General features: G+C 46.4%; 15 protein-coding genes and 1 pseudogene. 13 read left to right on the forward strand and 3 right to left on the reverse strand.

Annotated elements, in window-relative coordinates; translation table 11 throughout:
• The first annotated feature begins 270 nt into the window (after positions 1-270).
• Entirely contained in the window at positions 271-1,566 is a 1,296-nt protein-coding gene (gene eno / locus ACR0QE_RS02180; protein ID WP_432626818.1) for a phosphopyruvate hydratase, read from the forward strand.
• Positions 1,567-1,718: 152 nt separating this feature from the next.
• Here the strand turns inward: eno and ACR0QE_RS02185 are convergent, their stop codons facing one another.
• Together ACR0QE_RS02185 and ACR0QE_RS02190 are read right to left on the reverse strand one after the other, a co-directional pair.
• Positions 1,719-2,834 (reverse strand): 5-methyltetrahydropteroyltriglutamate--homocysteine S-methyltransferase, encoded by a 1,116-nt coding sequence (locus ACR0QE_RS02185; RefSeq protein ID WP_432626752.1) that lies wholly within the window; start codon positions 2,832-2,834, stop codon positions 1,719-1,721.
• Between the two features lie 318 nt (positions 2,835-3,152).
• The gene (locus ACR0QE_RS02190) at positions 3,153-4,055 is read right to left on the reverse strand and encodes a LysR family transcriptional regulator (protein WP_432626753.1); all 903 of its coding nucleotides are present in this window, start codon (positions 4,053-4,055) and stop codon (positions 3,153-3,155) included.
• A gap of 390 nt (positions 4,056-4,445) precedes the next feature.
• Between ACR0QE_RS02190 and ACR0QE_RS02195 the strand changes: the two are divergent.
• The 3 genes and pseudogenes from ACR0QE_RS02195 to ACR0QE_RS02205 all read left to right on the forward strand — a co-directional run.
• Positions 4,446-4,745 (forward strand): annotated as a pseudogene (locus ACR0QE_RS02195) (alanine--tRNA ligase-related protein); the annotation flags it as partial.
• Between the two features lie 30 nt (positions 4,746-4,775).
• Entirely contained in the window at positions 4,776-5,660 is an 885-nt protein-coding gene (locus ACR0QE_RS02200; RefSeq protein ID WP_432626819.1) for a DHHA1 domain-containing protein, read from the forward strand.
• A gap of 24 nt (positions 5,661-5,684) precedes the next feature.
• The gene (locus tag ACR0QE_RS02205) at positions 5,685-6,800 is read left to right on the forward strand and encodes an exonuclease domain-containing protein (protein WP_432626754.1); all 1,116 of its coding nucleotides are present in this window, start codon (positions 5,685-5,687) and stop codon (positions 6,798-6,800) included.
• 188 nt (positions 6,801-6,988) lie between these two features.
• Here ACR0QE_RS02205 and ACR0QE_RS02210 read toward each other — a convergent pair whose 3' ends face one another.
• Entirely contained in the window at positions 6,989-7,669 is a 681-nt protein-coding gene (locus tag ACR0QE_RS02210; RefSeq protein ID WP_432626755.1) for a GntR family transcriptional regulator, read from the reverse strand.
• A gap of 554 nt (positions 7,670-8,223) precedes the next feature.
• Between ACR0QE_RS02210 and ACR0QE_RS02215 the strand changes: the two genes are divergently transcribed.
• The 9 genes from ACR0QE_RS02215 to ACR0QE_RS02255 all read left to right on the forward strand — a co-directional run bounded on the left by ACR0QE_RS02215 (position 8,224) and on the right by ACR0QE_RS02255 (position 15,622).
• On the forward strand, positions 8,224-8,910 hold the full coding sequence (locus ACR0QE_RS02215; RefSeq protein WP_432626756.1) for a cyclase family protein: 687 nt from the start codon (positions 8,224-8,226) through the stop codon (positions 8,908-8,910).
• Between the two features lie 144 nt (positions 8,911-9,054).
• Positions 9,055-9,969 carry a ketopantoate reductase family protein gene (locus tag ACR0QE_RS02220; RefSeq protein ID WP_432626757.1) on the forward strand — a complete coding sequence of 305 codons (915 nt, stop codon included), beginning with the start codon at positions 9,055-9,057 and terminating at the stop codon, positions 9,967-9,969.
• A gap of 96 nt (positions 9,970-10,065) precedes the next feature.
• Entirely contained in the window at positions 10,066-10,530 is a 465-nt protein-coding gene (locus ACR0QE_RS02225) for a YhcH/YjgK/YiaL family protein (RefSeq protein ID WP_432626758.1), read from the forward strand.
• Between the two features lie 96 nt (positions 10,531-10,626).
• Positions 10,627-11,628, forward strand: coding sequence for a TRAP transporter substrate-binding protein (locus ACR0QE_RS02230; protein WP_432626759.1), 1,002 nt, complete (start codon positions 10,627-10,629; stop codon positions 11,626-11,628).
• On the forward strand, positions 11,628-12,107 hold the full coding sequence (locus ACR0QE_RS02235) for a TRAP transporter small permease (protein ID WP_432626760.1): 480 nt from the start codon (positions 11,628-11,630) through the stop codon (positions 12,105-12,107). The genes ACR0QE_RS02230 and ACR0QE_RS02235 overlap by 1 nt, the downstream gene beginning before the upstream one ends.
• Positions 12,108-12,110: 3 nt before the next feature.
• Positions 12,111-13,415, forward strand: coding sequence for a TRAP transporter large permease (locus ACR0QE_RS02240; protein ID WP_432626761.1), 1,305 nt, complete (start codon positions 12,111-12,113; stop codon positions 13,413-13,415).
• A 377-nt stretch (positions 13,416-13,792) separates the two neighbouring features.
• Positions 13,793-14,419 (forward strand): rhomboid family intramembrane serine protease, encoded by a 627-nt coding sequence (locus tag ACR0QE_RS02245; protein ID WP_432626762.1) that lies wholly within the window; start codon positions 13,793-13,795, stop codon positions 14,417-14,419.
• Positions 14,420-14,436: 17 nt separating this feature from the next.
• Positions 14,437-14,853, forward strand: coding sequence for an HIT family protein (locus ACR0QE_RS02250; protein WP_432626763.1), 417 nt, complete (start codon positions 14,437-14,439; stop codon positions 14,851-14,853).
• Positions 14,854-14,983: 130 nt separating this feature from the next.
• The gene (locus ACR0QE_RS02255; RefSeq protein WP_432626764.1) at positions 14,984-15,622 is read left to right on the forward strand and encodes an RNA polymerase sigma factor; all 639 of its coding nucleotides are present in this window, start codon (positions 14,984-14,986) and stop codon (positions 15,620-15,622) included.
• Positions 15,623-15,629: the final 7 nt, after the last annotated feature.

Raw genomic sequence — 15,629 nt, forward strand, 5'->3', positions numbered from 1 at the left:
ACCCCCGCTTCTTGTCTTTCAAAGGAGTGCGTGATAAAATTAACGACAGTTAGCATAGCCTTACTCATGCGCGGAATGGTACATAAAACTCGCATAAAAATCCCATGGAGATTTCGCAGAGAACCGCAAAAATCCGCATGTGAGTCGTGTATAGGGCTTTGAAAACTGCGTAAAATCTGTTAGTGATAGACAGAAATTTCCCCGCAAGAGGAGCATGGTGCGCTGATGACAGAAGAAAATTGGCGGTCTGCCGTGAGAAAGGATGAGAACATGAACTATTTGGAAATTGAGAAAGTAATCGGAAGAGAAATCATTGATTCCAGAGGAAATCCAACCGTTGAGGCAGAAGTTTATCTGGTGGATGGAACCGTTGGAAGAGGAACCGCTCCGAGCGGTGCGTCAACCGGTGAGTTTGAGGCACTTGAGCTTCGCGATGGCGATAAGAGCCGTTTCGGCGGAAAGGGTGTTTCCAAAGCAGTCAACAACATCAATACGGTAATCAACGAGGCACTTCAGGGTGTCAGCGCATTTGATACTTATGCAGTAGACAAGGCAATGCTGGATGCAGATGGAACGAAGGATAAGTCAAATCTGGGTGCAAATGCGATTCTGGCAGTTTCCATCGCAGCAGCACGCGCAGCAGCAAATGCTCTGGATATCCCACTGTATCGTTTCCTTGGCGGTGTGAACGGAAACCGTCTTCCGCTGCCGATGATGAACATCTTAAACGGTGGTGCACATGCAGCAAATACCGTTGATGTTCAGGAGTTCATGATTATGCCGGCAGGCGCTCCTACATTCAAAGAGGGGCTGCGCTGGTGTACCGAGGTCTTCCATGCTCTTGCAAGCCTGTTAAAGAAGCGTGGTCTGGCTACATCTGTCGGCGATGAGGGTGGTTTTGCTCCGGATCTTGGAAGCGATGAGGAGGCCATTCAGGTAATTCTTGAGGCTGTCAAGGCAGCAGGTTATGAGCCGGGAAAAGATTTTGTTCTGGCAATGGATGCGGCTTCGAGTGAGTGGAAGGGAAGCAAGAAGGGTGAGTACATTCTGCCGAAATGTGGAAAGAAGTTTACTTCTGAGGAGCTTGTAGCACATTGGAAAGGTCTTGTTGAGAAGTACCCGATCTACTCGATCGAGGATGGCCTGGACGAGGAAGACTGGGAAGGCTGGCAGATGATGACGAAGGAGCTTGGTGACAAGGTTCAGCTCGTCGGCGATGATCTGTTCGTAACCAACACCGAGCGTCTTGCAAAAGGAATCAGCCTTGGTTGTGGAAATTCGATCCTGATCAAGTTAAACCAGATCGGAACCGTCTCTGAGACTCTTGAGGCAATCAAGATGGCACACAAGGCAGGTTACACCGCAATCGCTTCTCATCGTTCCGGCGAGACTGAGGATACCACGATTGCAGATCTTGCAGTTGCACTGAATACCTGCCAGATTAAGACCGGTGCACCGAGCAGAAGTGAGCGTGTTGCGAAGTACAACCAGCTTCTCCGCATCGAGGAAGAGCTTGGCACAGCAGCCCAGTTCCCGGGTGTTGGTGCATTCAATATCAAGAGATAAAAAAAGCAAATTAGCGGGAAAATATGAAAAAGGCGTTGCAAGATGGAGCGGAGAGATTTGAATTGATCCGTCTTGCAGCGCCTTTTTGAAATCACTTTTTATTCCCGGATTATTTTTTATTTCCAGTTTTATTTCTGGTTTTATCTCTTGTTTTATCCCCAGACTTCCTCAGCGATCTCTTTGACGAGAGCGAGTTTTGCCCACTGATCCGCGTCAGTCAGCTTGTTTCCGATTTCGCAGGAAGCAAATCCACACTGCGGACTTAAATACAGATGGTCGAGAGGAACGTACTTTGCTGCTTCATGGATTCTGGCAATAACGGCCTGTTTATCCTCCAGTTTCGGGGACTTGGTTGTGATCAGACCGAGAACCACTTTTTTGCCGTCAGCAATATATTTTAACGGTTCAAAATTACCGGAGCGCTCATCATCGAACTCGAGATAAAAAGCATCCACATTCTCGTTTGCGAAGAGGAATGGAGCGACCGGAGCATATCCGCCGGAACTTGCCCAGGTGGAATGGTAATTTCCGCGGCATACATGGGTTGTGATTGTCAAGTCATCCGGTTTGCCCTCAAGTGCTAAATTGTTGATGCGCAGATATTTTTCAGCCTCAGCCTCAAAGGAGGTGTCATCGCCCTGACGTGCGATCCAGTAGAGTTTGTCACAGAACATTCCCCAGGTACAGTCATCAAGCTGAATGTTGCGGCAACCTGCCTTGTAGAGGTCCTGGATAACAGTGCGGTAAGCTGCGGCGATATCCTGAATCAGCTGTTCCTGATCCGGGTAGATCGAATCGGTGATTTTGCCGTTATCCTCTCTGTAAAGCTCTGCAAGGAGCTGTGCCGGAGCCGGAAAAGTCTGTTTTGCAACGGTATTTTCATCCTCAAACTGTTTTACAAATTTAAAGTGTTCTACGAACGGATGGTTTTCACCGGAAATCTTTCCTGTTACACGGACGGAACCGTGGGTGGTCTCCTCACCGTGGAAGAAGTAACCGTGGTCAAGTTCTACCTCCTGAAGTCCCTGAAATCCCCACATAAAATCAAGATGCCAGTAGCTTCTTCGGAACTCACCGTCAGTGATTACCGAATATCCGGCTTTTTTCTGTTTCTCTACAAGTTTGGTGATCTCCTCATCCTCTACCTGTTTTAATTCCTCAGCAGAAATCTTTCCTGCCTTATAGTCCGCGCGGGCTTTTTTGAGATTTTCCGGGCGAAGAAAGCTTCCTACATAGTCATATCGAAACGGTGAGTGTAAATCAGCCATTGTCTTATCCTCCTGTTTATACGGTTATAACTCGATTCGCCAGAATACTTTTTAATAAATGATTGATTGCTGTGTCTCTTTTGCAATCTGCGAGTCGGTTTTGTTTGCTGTTCGCTTAACGTGACTTTATTGTATCGGATGAGGACAAAACTGTAAAATACGAAAGAAATTGCGTTTGATATAGAGTGCGTCTATATCAGAAGTGCAGGATCATTAGGAATACGGGATCGTCAGAAATGCAGGGGCATCAAAAATACAGGATCGCCTGCATTGTTCATAAAATTGCTTTGCCACCGTTTCCAGTATTTTTTGCACAGATTACATGGGAATGTAACGTTTAAGAGCTTCGATGTAAAGCATGCCGAAGCGGCCCGGCTGCATTTTTTTGTGGGTGATGTAGCCGATCTGCATGTAATCATCGACATCGAGCGGGATTGCCACGATGTTTTTTCCGTTGAGTTCCTCGCTGATCACACCACTGCAGATCGTGTATCCGTTCAGTCCGATCAGGAGATTGAAGAGGGTTGCGCGGTCGCGGACAACGACGTCTTTCTTTGACTCCCGCGTGCTTAAAATCTCCTCGGAAAAATAAAAAGAATTGTGTTCGCCCTGCTCGTAAGAAAGGCGTGGATAGGGAGCAAGGTCTTCTAGGGTAACCCGTTCTTTTTTTGAGAGCGGACTGAATGAGCTGACAAAAACGTGAGGGTGGGCGACGAAGAGCGGATGGAATTTCAAATCATGCTCTTTGAGTGTCTTCAAAAGAATCGTCTCATTGAATTTATTCAGATAAAGGATTCCAACCTCACTGCGCAGGCGGGCGACGTCCTCGATGATCTCATAAGTCTGGGTCTCGCGGATTCGGAAATCATACTCTTCTCCGCCGTACTGATGAAGCAGTTCAACGAAGGCCTCAACGGCGAACGAATAGTGCTGGGTGGAGACGCAAAACTGGTGCTTGACAGGTGCAGTTCCGAAGTATCGCTCCTCAATCAGACTTGTCTGTTCAATGACCTGTCGGGCGTATCCGAGAAATTCTTCTCCCTCAGCGGAGACGAGAATTCCCTTATTTGTTCTCTGGAAAATGGTGATGCCGAGTTCATTTTCAAGTTCGTGAATCGCGGAAGTCAGACTCGGCTGGGTGATGAAAAGTTGTTTTGCAGCTTCGCTGATCGTGCCGGCAGCAGCAGCGGTGACGGCATATTTTAACTGAAGAAGTGTCATGAAAAATCTCCCTGTATCTAATTTTTTTATATTTTGCATTCTGTACTCATATGGTATGGCGGAATAAATTATGAAACGTCCATAATAAAAAACTTGATAAAACCTAGTATAATGCAAAATCAGAAAATGAGAAAGTTGAAAAACAGGAAAGTCAGAGAAACAGGAAAGTCGGAAAACCCCAAAATAGAAGGTATGGGAAAACCAGAAAGTACGCCAGAAGATACACCAGAAGATACACCGGAAGATAAGCTAGAATATAAGTCCGAATATAAGTCAGACCATATCAGGAAAATGATTCCTTGAATATCGGAGCATTTTTGGCTATACTGGAGAAGATCGATAAACAGGAAGAAACTGTAAACGAAAGCACAAGAATGCAAAAGTAAAAGAAAGCGAAAGCAAAAGAAAGTAAGAGGAATGACGGACATGGCAGAGACAACAGAGAAATTATTTTATGAAGACAGTCATATGAGTACATTTACCGCTCATGTGGTTTCCTGTGAGTGGGATGAGAAAAAGGAGAGCTATGCGCTTGTTTTGGACCGCACGGCATTCTTTCCGGAAGGTGGCGGACAGTATGCGGATTCCGGAGTGATAAATGGCATGGATGTTGTGGATGTAAAAGAGAAAAACGATGTGGTTTTCCATTACATGAAACAGCCGATCGAGGCAGGCACGGAAGTGAAAGGTGAGATCGATTTTGAGGAGCGTTTTTCCAAGATGCAGCAGCACACGGGAGAGCATATCGTTTCCGGTCTGGTTCACCGCCATTTCGGATATGACAATGTCGGTTTTCATCTCGGAAAAGAACTGGTGACGATGGATTTCAACGGCGTGCTTGACACCGACAATCTGCGCATGGTGGAGCTTGAGGCAAATCAGGCAGTTGCGGAAAATATCGGAATTGTGGTGACTTATCCGACAAAGGAAGAGCTTGCAAAGATGGATTACCGGAGCAAAAAAGAGATTTCGGGTCAGGTGCGCATCGTGACGGTTCCGGGATATGATGTGTGTGCCTGCTGCGCTCCGCATGTATCGAAGACGGGAGAGATCGGTCTGATCAAACTGGTGGATGCGGTAAAATACAAGGGAGGCACAAGAGTCACGATGGTGTGTGGATTCCGCGCGCTTCAGGATTATCAGAAGAAAGAAGACAGCGTGAGGGAGATTTCCAGACTGCTCTCCGCAAAGCCGGATGAGGTTGCAGATGCCGTGCGCCGCCTTCAGGCAGAGTCCCAGAGCTGGAAAGACAAAGTTATGCGGATGCAGAATCGTTACATGGAGCAGAAGCTCGCAGAGATCCCGGAGGGAACGGAAAACTGTATCCTGTTTGAGGAGGAGATGGACAAGAATGCCGCGAGAAAATTTGTCGATGCCGGAATGCGCAAGTGCAGCGGAATCTGCGGACTTTTCCTTGGAACAGAGAAGACGGGATACCAGTATACACTGGGAAGCCAGAGCAGAGATCTCAAAGCACTGTTGAAAGAATTTCACGGTGAATTTCCGGGAAAAGGCGGAGGTAAATCGGAGATGGTTCAGGGAACTGTCCAGGCGGGTGATCAGCTTTCTGAGGAAGCCATCCGGTTATATCTGTGCAAAAAGTAAAATCTGTGATAGAATCTTGATATTATGAGAGAATATATTGTTTTTGATCTGGAATGGAACCAGAGCACGCGCGGAAAGGAAGATGCGGCAGATCAGCTTCCTTTTGAGATTTTTGAGATCGGCGCAGTGAAATTAAATGATAAGTTTGAGATGACGGATCAGTTCTGCCGACTGATTCGTCCGCAGGTTTACACAAAGATGCACTGGATGATCCAGGAAGTGACTCATGTGGAGATGGAAGAGCTACAGGAAAACGGAATGGATTTTGTGGATGCGGCGCGCGAGTTTTTTGCATGGTGCGGACCGGAGGCAGTATTTTGCACATGGGGATCCATGGATTTGACAGAGCTTCAGCGAAATATGGATTTCTATCAGATGGAAAATCCGTTTCCGAAACCGTTGCTCTTTTTTGACGTCCAGAAATTGTACGGACTCGCGTCTGGTGACGGAAAGAGAATTTCACTCGATGCGGCGGTGGAGGAGTCTGAGATCACAAAGGAACGGCCGTTTCACCGTGCAATGGATGATGCGTGGTACACAGCTCAGGTGATGAGAAAGCTTGACTGGGAAAAATGGAATTCGTTCTGTTCTGTGGATTATCACCGGCTTCCGGAAGACCGGGACGAGGAGATCCGCATGACATTTCCGGGATATTTCAAATATGTCTCCCGGGTGTTTTCCTCGAAGGAAGATGCGATGAAGGACAAGACGGTGACAGCGATGAACTGTTATGCCTGCGGGCGTGCACTGCGAAAGAAGATTCGTTGGTTTACTGCAAACCAGAAGACTTACTTTGCACTTGCGCTTTGTCCGGAACACGGATATTTGAAGGGAAAGATCCGGATGAAAAAGGCGGACAAGAAATCTGAGGAGGAGCAGGTCTTTGTGATTAAGACACTGAAACTGACAGATGAGACAGGGGCAGAGCTGATCGGCCAGCGCCGCGATGAGATGAGAAAAAAACGGGCGAAACGCAACCGTGCGAAAAAACAGAAAGAAAAAGAACTGGGACTGCAAACTTCAAAGAGTTCTGCGGCAGCCGGAAATTCCGGCAATGCGGCGGCAGGAGCAGGGATTCATGGTGGAAATCACAATAACAGGAAGCGCAGAGCTTCATCAAAAAAAAGAAAATTTGGATGATAATAGGATGGAATACCCCCATATAGGACAAGAAAATATAAAAGTCCTGTATGGGGGTATTTTTTAAGTCGATGCTAGCGGAGACCTGGCGTGTGATTCTGGTCAGCTATGCTGACATTCTCCAATCAGAGTCACTGCGCATCCGCGCGGAGCATATAACTCAGGAGGGGAGACAATCCCCTTCTGAGTTATATTTTGGACGAAGGTGTGCTGGATGAGGAAGCACTCTTGTGGACAGAGAGAGGCATCATCAGATGGTGGATGATGATATCGTAAGCTTTCTGTCCGTCTCCGGCTTTCAGCGCCTCAAAATAAGCGAGATGCTCGTCGACGGTGCCCTTGATACGGCCCTCGGCGGACAGGGCATCCTGGGAAGTCAACTGAATCAGATAGAGCAGACGCTGGAAAATCTGATTGAATTCATCATTGTGCATATAGTTGACCAGAAGAAGGTGGAACTGATGATCGTAATAAATGAATGTCTTTAAGCTGTTATCTGTCTTGAGAGCCTCATCCATTTCATTCAGGGTTCGTTCCAGATCTGCCAAAAGACGTTTTCCGGCCTCCGTGTGGATCTGGGAGGCAATGACGGTGGTACAGAATCCCTCAATCGCACAGCGGATCTCGATACTGTCTTTCATGTCTTTTTCATTTAACTGCCGGATCATAAATCCCTTGCTTGGAATAATGGAAATATAGCCGTCCTGGCTCAGACATTGAAGCGCTTCTCTCATGGGGGTTCTGGAAATGCCGATTTCGGCAGACAGTTTTGTCTCGGAATAGAGCTGACCGGGCTCTAATTCCCCGTTCAGAATACTGTTTTTGATGGAGTCATAGGCCTGCATCTGCAGGAAACTTTTTGTTTTCATAATGAACAGTTAATCCTTATATATTTTATTCGTCATGTTTGATACTTCTATAAAAATTTTCATACAAGTCTGATTAATTCTGATTAGGTTTGATTAATACTGATTAATTTTGATTTGATTTTATCTCTGTTTTTGACGTTATAATGCTATCTTAAAACAGATGATATAAGGATGTCAAGGGAATTCCCGATTCGGCGTTAATTTTGTGTAAAGAAAAGGTTGCTGTACACGGGCATGTAGAAAGGCAGAGTGTGAATTTTTTCTGAAAACCCCATGTACATGGAAAAAAACAGGCTATTTTAAAAGGTTGTTGTCAAATGTGCACAAAAACATTGTGAAAATTTTGTCTAAAATGCAGCCCGAGACCATCTTGACAGTATACCGATATACCGGTATACTGGTATACAGAACGAACGAGATGAGAAAAAACATCATAAAGCCATCGCGAAGCGTTCTTAACAGATCACAAGAAAAGACATCTTGTAAAGACAGAAAAAACAAGTTATAAATAGTTATGTAGAACAAAATAATCCCAATTAAAGGAGGATAAAAAAATGTGTGTTTACGAAATGGGAAAGCTGAGACTGATTGACTTATCCAAGATCCTGGATCCTGCTACTGAGAGCAGAAGATGCCATCTGTTCCGTTTTAATACGGGTGGTGCTATTCCGGATTTCCACACCAACATGGATCTGATGAGCCATTTAGGAACTCACTGTGAGTGCCCGTATCATCACGATGACAACTGGCCGTCTGTAGCAGATCTTCCGCTGACCACTTTCCTTGGCCGCGCAGTTTATGTAGACTTCAAGGAGACGGTTGCTAAGCGTGGTCACATCACCGCTGCAGATCTGGACCGCGAGGCTAAGAAGGTAAAGGAAGGCGACATCGTAATCATCGATTCTTCCTACAAGCTGTATCCGTTCACCCCGGACACCAACACCGACAAGGATCAGAGACTTCTGGTTGGTGAGGAGAGCGCAAACTGGTTCAAGGAGCACAAAGTAAAGGCTGTTGGATTCGGTGATGGCGTTTCCATCGAGAACTGCAACGAGGATGTAAAGCCGTTCCACGACATTCTGATGGCAGAGAACATCGTATTCCTTGAGGTTTTAAGAAACCTTGAGCAGCTGAAGTCTGATGTGTTCTTCATGAGCTATTCTCCGCTTCCGATCAAGGGTCTGGATTCCAGCCCGGTTCGCGCTTATGCAATCGAGGGACTGGCAGAGTTCTCTGAATAATAAAAGTAAGAAAAGTCATTAAGTTCAGATCAGATCAGATCGAAAGTTAAAATCAAACCCAAACTTACAACAAAAAACAGATCTGCCGCAGAACGGAGTAAAATCCGGGACGCGGCGGGTCACAATTAGACAGGAGACGACGATATGCGAATTGCCGTAATCGGTGCAGGGGCAATGGGCTCTATTTATGGCGGCCATCTTTCCCAGCATAATGAGGTTGTACTTGTTGACACGAATGAGGCGGTAGTGAAAAAAATTACCGACGAAGGACTGTGCATTGATGAGAACGATACCACAAATGTGTATCATCCATCAGCAGTTACAAACACCAAGGAGGAAAAACCGGCAGATCTGGTGATCCTTTTTGTGAAGGCACTGTTTTCGAGAGCTGCTCTTGAGGGTAACCGCGCTCTGATTGGACCACAGACCCGCCTGATGACTCTTCAGAACGGTGCAGGCCATGAGGATCTTCTGAGAGAATTTGTGGCAGAAGACCACATTGTCATCGGAACTACGGAAGATAACGGAGCTGTTCTCGGACTTGGACATGTGCGCCACGGCGGTGCGGGCGTGACAAACGTCGGCATGCTGGTTGAGGATAAGGACGGTTTCCTTCCAAAACTGAAAGAGGCATTTGATGCCTGCGGATTCCAGGTAAAGATCCACGACAACATCCAGCAGTTGATCTGGGACAAGCTCTTCACCAATGTTTCCCTGAGTGCATTGACCGGAATTTTACAGGTAGATATGGGATACATTGCAGAGAATGAGTATGCATGGAATCTTTGCTGTCAGCTGATCCATGAGACAGCAATCACTGCAAAGGCGGCAGGTTTGAATTTTGATGAGGATAAGATGCGTGAGAAAGTCCGCCTTACCTCTGTCAACAGTCCAAACGGATGCACCTCCATCCGCGCAGATCTTCGCGACGGAAGAAAGACAGAAGTTGACACGATCAGCGGTGCGGTTGTGCGCGCAGCAGAGAAGTACGGTGTTGAGGTTCCGGGTCATTCCTTCATCGTCCGTACGGTTCATGCGATGGAAGGCAGAAATAAATAAAAAATAGTATCTGAGACACAAGCAATAAAAGACTAGATATAACAGACTAGAAATAACAGACATCATACATTGACATGAGGCAAAGGGGTAGAGGAAATGATTTTTTCATCGATTAAAAATGGAGATACGTTTGAGAGTTATCCGAAGGCAATCCAGACAGCATTGGATTATTTAAAGAGCCATGATTTTGCTGCAATGGAGCCGGGCGTTTATGAGATCCAGGGCCGTGACATCTATGCACAGGTCTTTGATGCAGTAACCGTTGAGGCGGACAGCAAACATGCAGAGTCCCACGAGAAGTATCTGGATGTTCAGTATCTGGTTTCCGGAAAAGAGCGTCTGGGATTCACAAAGAACACCGGAAATTACAAGGTAAAAGAGCACATCAAAGAGCGTGACCTGATTTTCTATGAGTCTGTGGAAGATGAGGGATATATCGAGTCTCGTCCGGGTTGTTTCTGCGTATTTTTCCCGTCTGACATTCATCGTCCAGAGGTGATTTCCGGGGAGTCCATGAAGCTGCGCAAGGTTGTTGTGAAAGTAAGCGTTTCACTTCTCTAATCATGTGTCTGTGGGAAATCTGGCGTACTTGCGGTGCTTTTGCAGTGCGTCGGATTTTCCAGGAACACATAAGGAAAAACTGGAGGGTTTGTAGAGATGTTTAAGAAAGTATGGATGGCTGTTGGGCTTGCGTGCATGATGGGAATGCTGACTGCATGCAGTGGAAGTTCTGAGCAGAAAACCACAGAGATTCGTGTGGCATTCAACCAGAATGAGAATCATCCCCAGTATCGTGCCATGAAAGAATTCGGTGAAAAATTTGAAGAGGCGACAAACGGACGTTATCACATGACGATCTACCCAAACGGCGTGCTCGGAGAGCAGGGAGCGATGGCAGAGTTCATCCGGACCGGTGCTCTTCAGATGGCAATTGTTCCGTGTAGTGTTCCGGAGGGATACGATGCGGACTTCGCAATCGTAGGTGCGCCGTACATGTACAACAACATCGACCATCTTGAGAAGGCAACTTTGAACGGTGTGTTTGATGATCTGTTTGCATCAACAGAAAAATACAAATTCCGCGTGCTGACCGTGTACACGGCTGGTGAGCGAAATGTTTACGCAAAGAAGCCGATCAATTCCGCAGATGATCTGAAAGGTATGATTATCCGTGTAAATGACAGCCCGACTTATGTCGAGATGGCGAAGCTGATGGGCGGAAACGGAAGCGTTATGGCTCAGTCTGAGGTATACACCGCACTCCAGCAGGGTGTTATCGATGCGGCTGAGAACAGTGAGCTGGTTTACCGTGATTTCAAACATTATGAAGTTGCCCCTTACTATGCATACACCCGTCACATTGTACATCCGGACGTTGTCCTTGCAAGTACCGCTTTTCTGGATTCCATGAGCGAGGAAGACCGTGCGATCTTCGATAAGCTGATCAAGGAGTCCACCGAGGAAGAGTTCTCCACCTTCAAGGCAGACATTGAGGTTGCAAAGAAGGATGCTGAGGCGGCAGGCACTCAGTTCTGCTATCCGGATACCGAGGAGCTTCGCGAGAGATGTATGCCTCTGCTGAACCGCATTGCAAATCAGTCTGAGGTCACCAAGAAGATCTATGACGACGTGGTTGCACTGAGAGAGGAGGCAGAATAATGAAAGCATTGAAAAACGGACTGGATCGTTTTCTTGCGGCAGTCTGCATCATCGATTTCATCGTGATGGTTCTGCTGACAGTTTATCAGGTAGTTGTGCGCTATGTATTTAAGAGCCCGAGCAGTGTCAGTGAGGTTCTGACCCGTTACTGCTTTGTATGGCTGATCCTGCTTTCTGCGACGTATGTGTTTGGACAGCGTGATCATATCTGCATCAGTTTTTTGAAGGACAAGCTTGAAGGCAGTGCAAGAAGAACAATGGACGTAATCATTGAGCTTGTTGTCATTCTCTTCTCTGTTCTGGTTCTCGTGTACGGTGGTATCGTGATCACAACGATGAACATGCTTCAGTATGATTCCATTCTGAAGATCCCGACCGGAACGATTTACAGCATCATCCCGATCAGTGGTGTGCTGATCATCTTTTACAGTCTGTGCAATATTGCAGAGTCTTTAAATAAGAAAGAGGGAGGAAAGTAAGCTATGTCTATTGCAGTTCAGGTTGCTCTTGTAATGGTAGTACTGCTGGTAGTTATGCTGGCAGCAGGTGTACCGATTGGAGTAGGAATCGGTCTTTCTTCCGCAATCTCTATGATTTGCATGTTACCGTCTAACGTAGCATTTGCGACTTCCGCCCAGAGAATTTTTGCGGGATCGAACTCCTTCTCTCTGATTGCAATCCCGTTCTTCATTCTTGCCGGAAACATCATGAACAACGGTGGTATTGCACTTCGTCTTGTAAACTGCGCAAAGGTAATCGGCGGTCGCATGCCGGGATCTCTTGCTCAGTCAAATGTTATCGCAAACATGCTCTTCGGCGCAATCAGTGGTTCCGGTGCAGCAGCTGCTGCCGCAATCGGAAGCACGATGGGACCGCTCGAGGAGAAAGAGGGATATGACAAGAACTATTCCGCAGCAGTCAACGTAGCGTCTGCTCCGGTTGGTATGCTGATTCCTCCGAGCAACACAATGATCGTTTACTCCACAGTAGCAGGAAGCGTTTCGATTTCCGCTCTGTTCATGGCTGGATATGTTCCGGGTCTGATCTGGGGACTTGGAGTAATCATTCTGGCAACCATTACCGCAAAGAAACTTGGCTATCGCGGCGAAGATAAGATCTCTGTCAGCATTGTCCTCAAGACTCTGTGGCAGGCAATCCCGAGCCTTCTGATGATTGTCATCGTAATCGGCGGTATCCTCTGTGGTGTGTTCACCGCAACTGAGGGTTCAGCAGTTGCAGTTGTATATGCAACCGTTCTGTCCCTGATCTATGGTTCGATCAAGCTGAAAGATATCCCCCGCATTGTTCTGGATTCTGCAAAGATCACCGGAACTATCACTTTCATGATCGGCCTTTCCTCCATCATGTCCTGGGCAATGGCATTCACCGGAATCCCGGATATGGTCGCTCAGGCAGTCCTGAGTGTGACGAGCAACAAGATCCTGATTTTCCTGCTGATCAACATCATTCTGCTGTTCGTGGGAACCTTCATGGATCCGACCCCGGCAATCCTGATTTTCACCCCGATCTTCCTGCCGATCTGCACCAGCCTTGGCATGAATGCAGTTCAGTTTGGTATCGTACTTTGCTACAACCTTTCCGTAGGAACGATCACCCCGCCGGTAGGAACAATCCTGTTTACCGGATGTAAGGTTGGCGGCGTTACGATTGAGAGCGTAATCAGTCACCTGCTGCCGTACTTTGCGATGATCATCATCGGACTGCTTCTGGTAACCTACATCCCGTTCCTGTCTCTCGGACTTCCGTCCCTGTTAGGACTGATGTAAAAGTAAAAATATCGATCAGAATACGAAGATAAGAAATAGAAAAACGCTGATGCGTGTGTCATGAATCTGGTGCACATATCGGCGTTTTTTATTGTTGCATAGGAAATTGGGAATGCGCCAAGGCACATTCTTTTTTACATTGAAATTGCGTCCTATGCAACAATAAATGCTCCGCAAGGGTGAGTCTGGCGACGCCTCCTTTTTCGGGAAGAAAATGATCGAAAAGTGAGACAAAATAGCGAAAATATGGAAATTGACCTGAATATAGTTTGAAAAGTACGAATAAAAATGCAAATTACAAGAAAAGGACTTAACAAAGAAATTTATTCATGTTAAAATATCATCATGACCATCATGACATGGAAGGGAGCATGGAGATGAATGAACATGAATACGCTCCCAGACGGACATGGATGACGAGTGCATTGATTGCCGTCAATATTCTCTGTTTTTTGTATCTGGAAATTGCAGGTTCGAGCGAGGATGTGCGTTTTATGCTGGAGCATGGCGCCATGTATACACCGCTTGTCATAGAGAACCATGAGTATTACCGCCTTGTCACGGCGATGTTCATGCATTTTGGCATTGAACATCTCGTAAATAACATGCTGGTGCTGTTCGTTCTCGGCGACAACCTGGAACGGGCACTGGGAAAAATGAAGTACCTGATTTTTTACCTGCTCTGTGGAATCGGATCAAATTTTGCATCCATGATGATTCACATGCACGATGCACAGCAGTATGTCGGAGCCGGGGCATCGGGAGCGATTTTCGGTGTGATCGGCGGTCTTTTATATGTCGTGGCGAGAAATCGCGGACGTCTGGAAAATCTGAGTTCCAGACAGCTTGTTGTGACCGTTCTGTTTTCTCTATATTTTGGATACACCAGCACGGGAGTGGACAATGCTGCCCATGTTTCCGGCCTTATCATTGGGATTCTGCTGGGACTTCTTTTTTATCGAAAACGGAGAATTGGGAAAGAAAAAAACATATATGAATTGTGAAGGAGAGATCAGTCATTATGAAGGATGAAAATTGTATTTTTTGTAAAATTGCGAATGGAGAGATTCCGTCATCGACGGTTTATGAGGATGAGGATTTTCGCGTGATCCTTGATCTGGGACCTGCATCAAAGGGACATTCCCTGATTCTTCCGAAGAATCATTACAAAGATCTGTGTGAGGCAGATCCGGCTGTTGCAGCAAAGATTCTTCCGCTTGCCGGAAAGATCGGAAGCGCGATGAAGGCGGGATTAGGTGCAAGTGGATTCAATGTGGTTCAGAACAATGGAATAAGTGCCGGCCAGACGGTATTCCATCTCCATGTACATGTGATTCCGCGCTATGAGGGCGGACCGGAGATGGTTACATGGAATCCGGGAAAGGCAGATCAGAACGAGCTGGCACAGACAGCAGAGATCCTGAAGAAATCCCTCTAAAATCGATGAATGGTTGAAGAGGAAATCCTGAACGACTTGGGATTTTATTGCTGTTCATGCGCTGCGCAAACAGCAACGGGATTTTTACAGATCAGATTCCGCCACACAGAAGAGAACGGGAGGGATTATCGTGTATTCAGATGAACAACGTTTCCGGTCCATTTACGACAAAAATAAAAAACTGCTCAAATGGATTGCCAAGAAACACAGGATTCCGGAATACGAAATTGACGACATTGTGCAGGAAACATTCTTTGCATATTATGGTCACTACCCGCTCACCTGGGAGGATAAAAAAATCCGCTATTATCTGGCAAAGATCCTTATAAACAAATGCCGGGATTATTTCAGGCATCTTGCCAGACATCCGGTTGAATATATGGATCTGACAGAGCTGAGAAATGTAAGTTCCGGAAGCGGTGTAGGGCGGGATCCTTTGAGTGTTGTGATAGAGCGTCAGGCATGTAAAGATACGGCAGCAGGATTAATCAAGATGAAAAAAGAGTGGTCTTCTGTCATTGTGATGTATACGTTACAGGGAAAAAGTATACGGGAAGTCAGTGAGATCTTAGATATTTCAGAGGCAGCGTGTAGAATGCGATTGATGCGCGGGCGCGACCTGCTCTATGAGATGGTGGAAAGAGAGCGGCCTTTATCGGCAACTCCAAAAAGTCCGAAGCTGGCGAGGAAGAAATCAAAAAATTCTTCCAGCACAAAGTATGCAAACCAGCCTCGGTACATCCCTATTTCCCAATTGTCTGATTCATGAAAAATCA

It is taken from the genome of Brotaphodocola sp. (genome assembly GCF_050873065.1).
GTDB lineage: Bacteria > Bacillota > Clostridia > Lachnospirales > Lachnospiraceae > Brotaphodocola.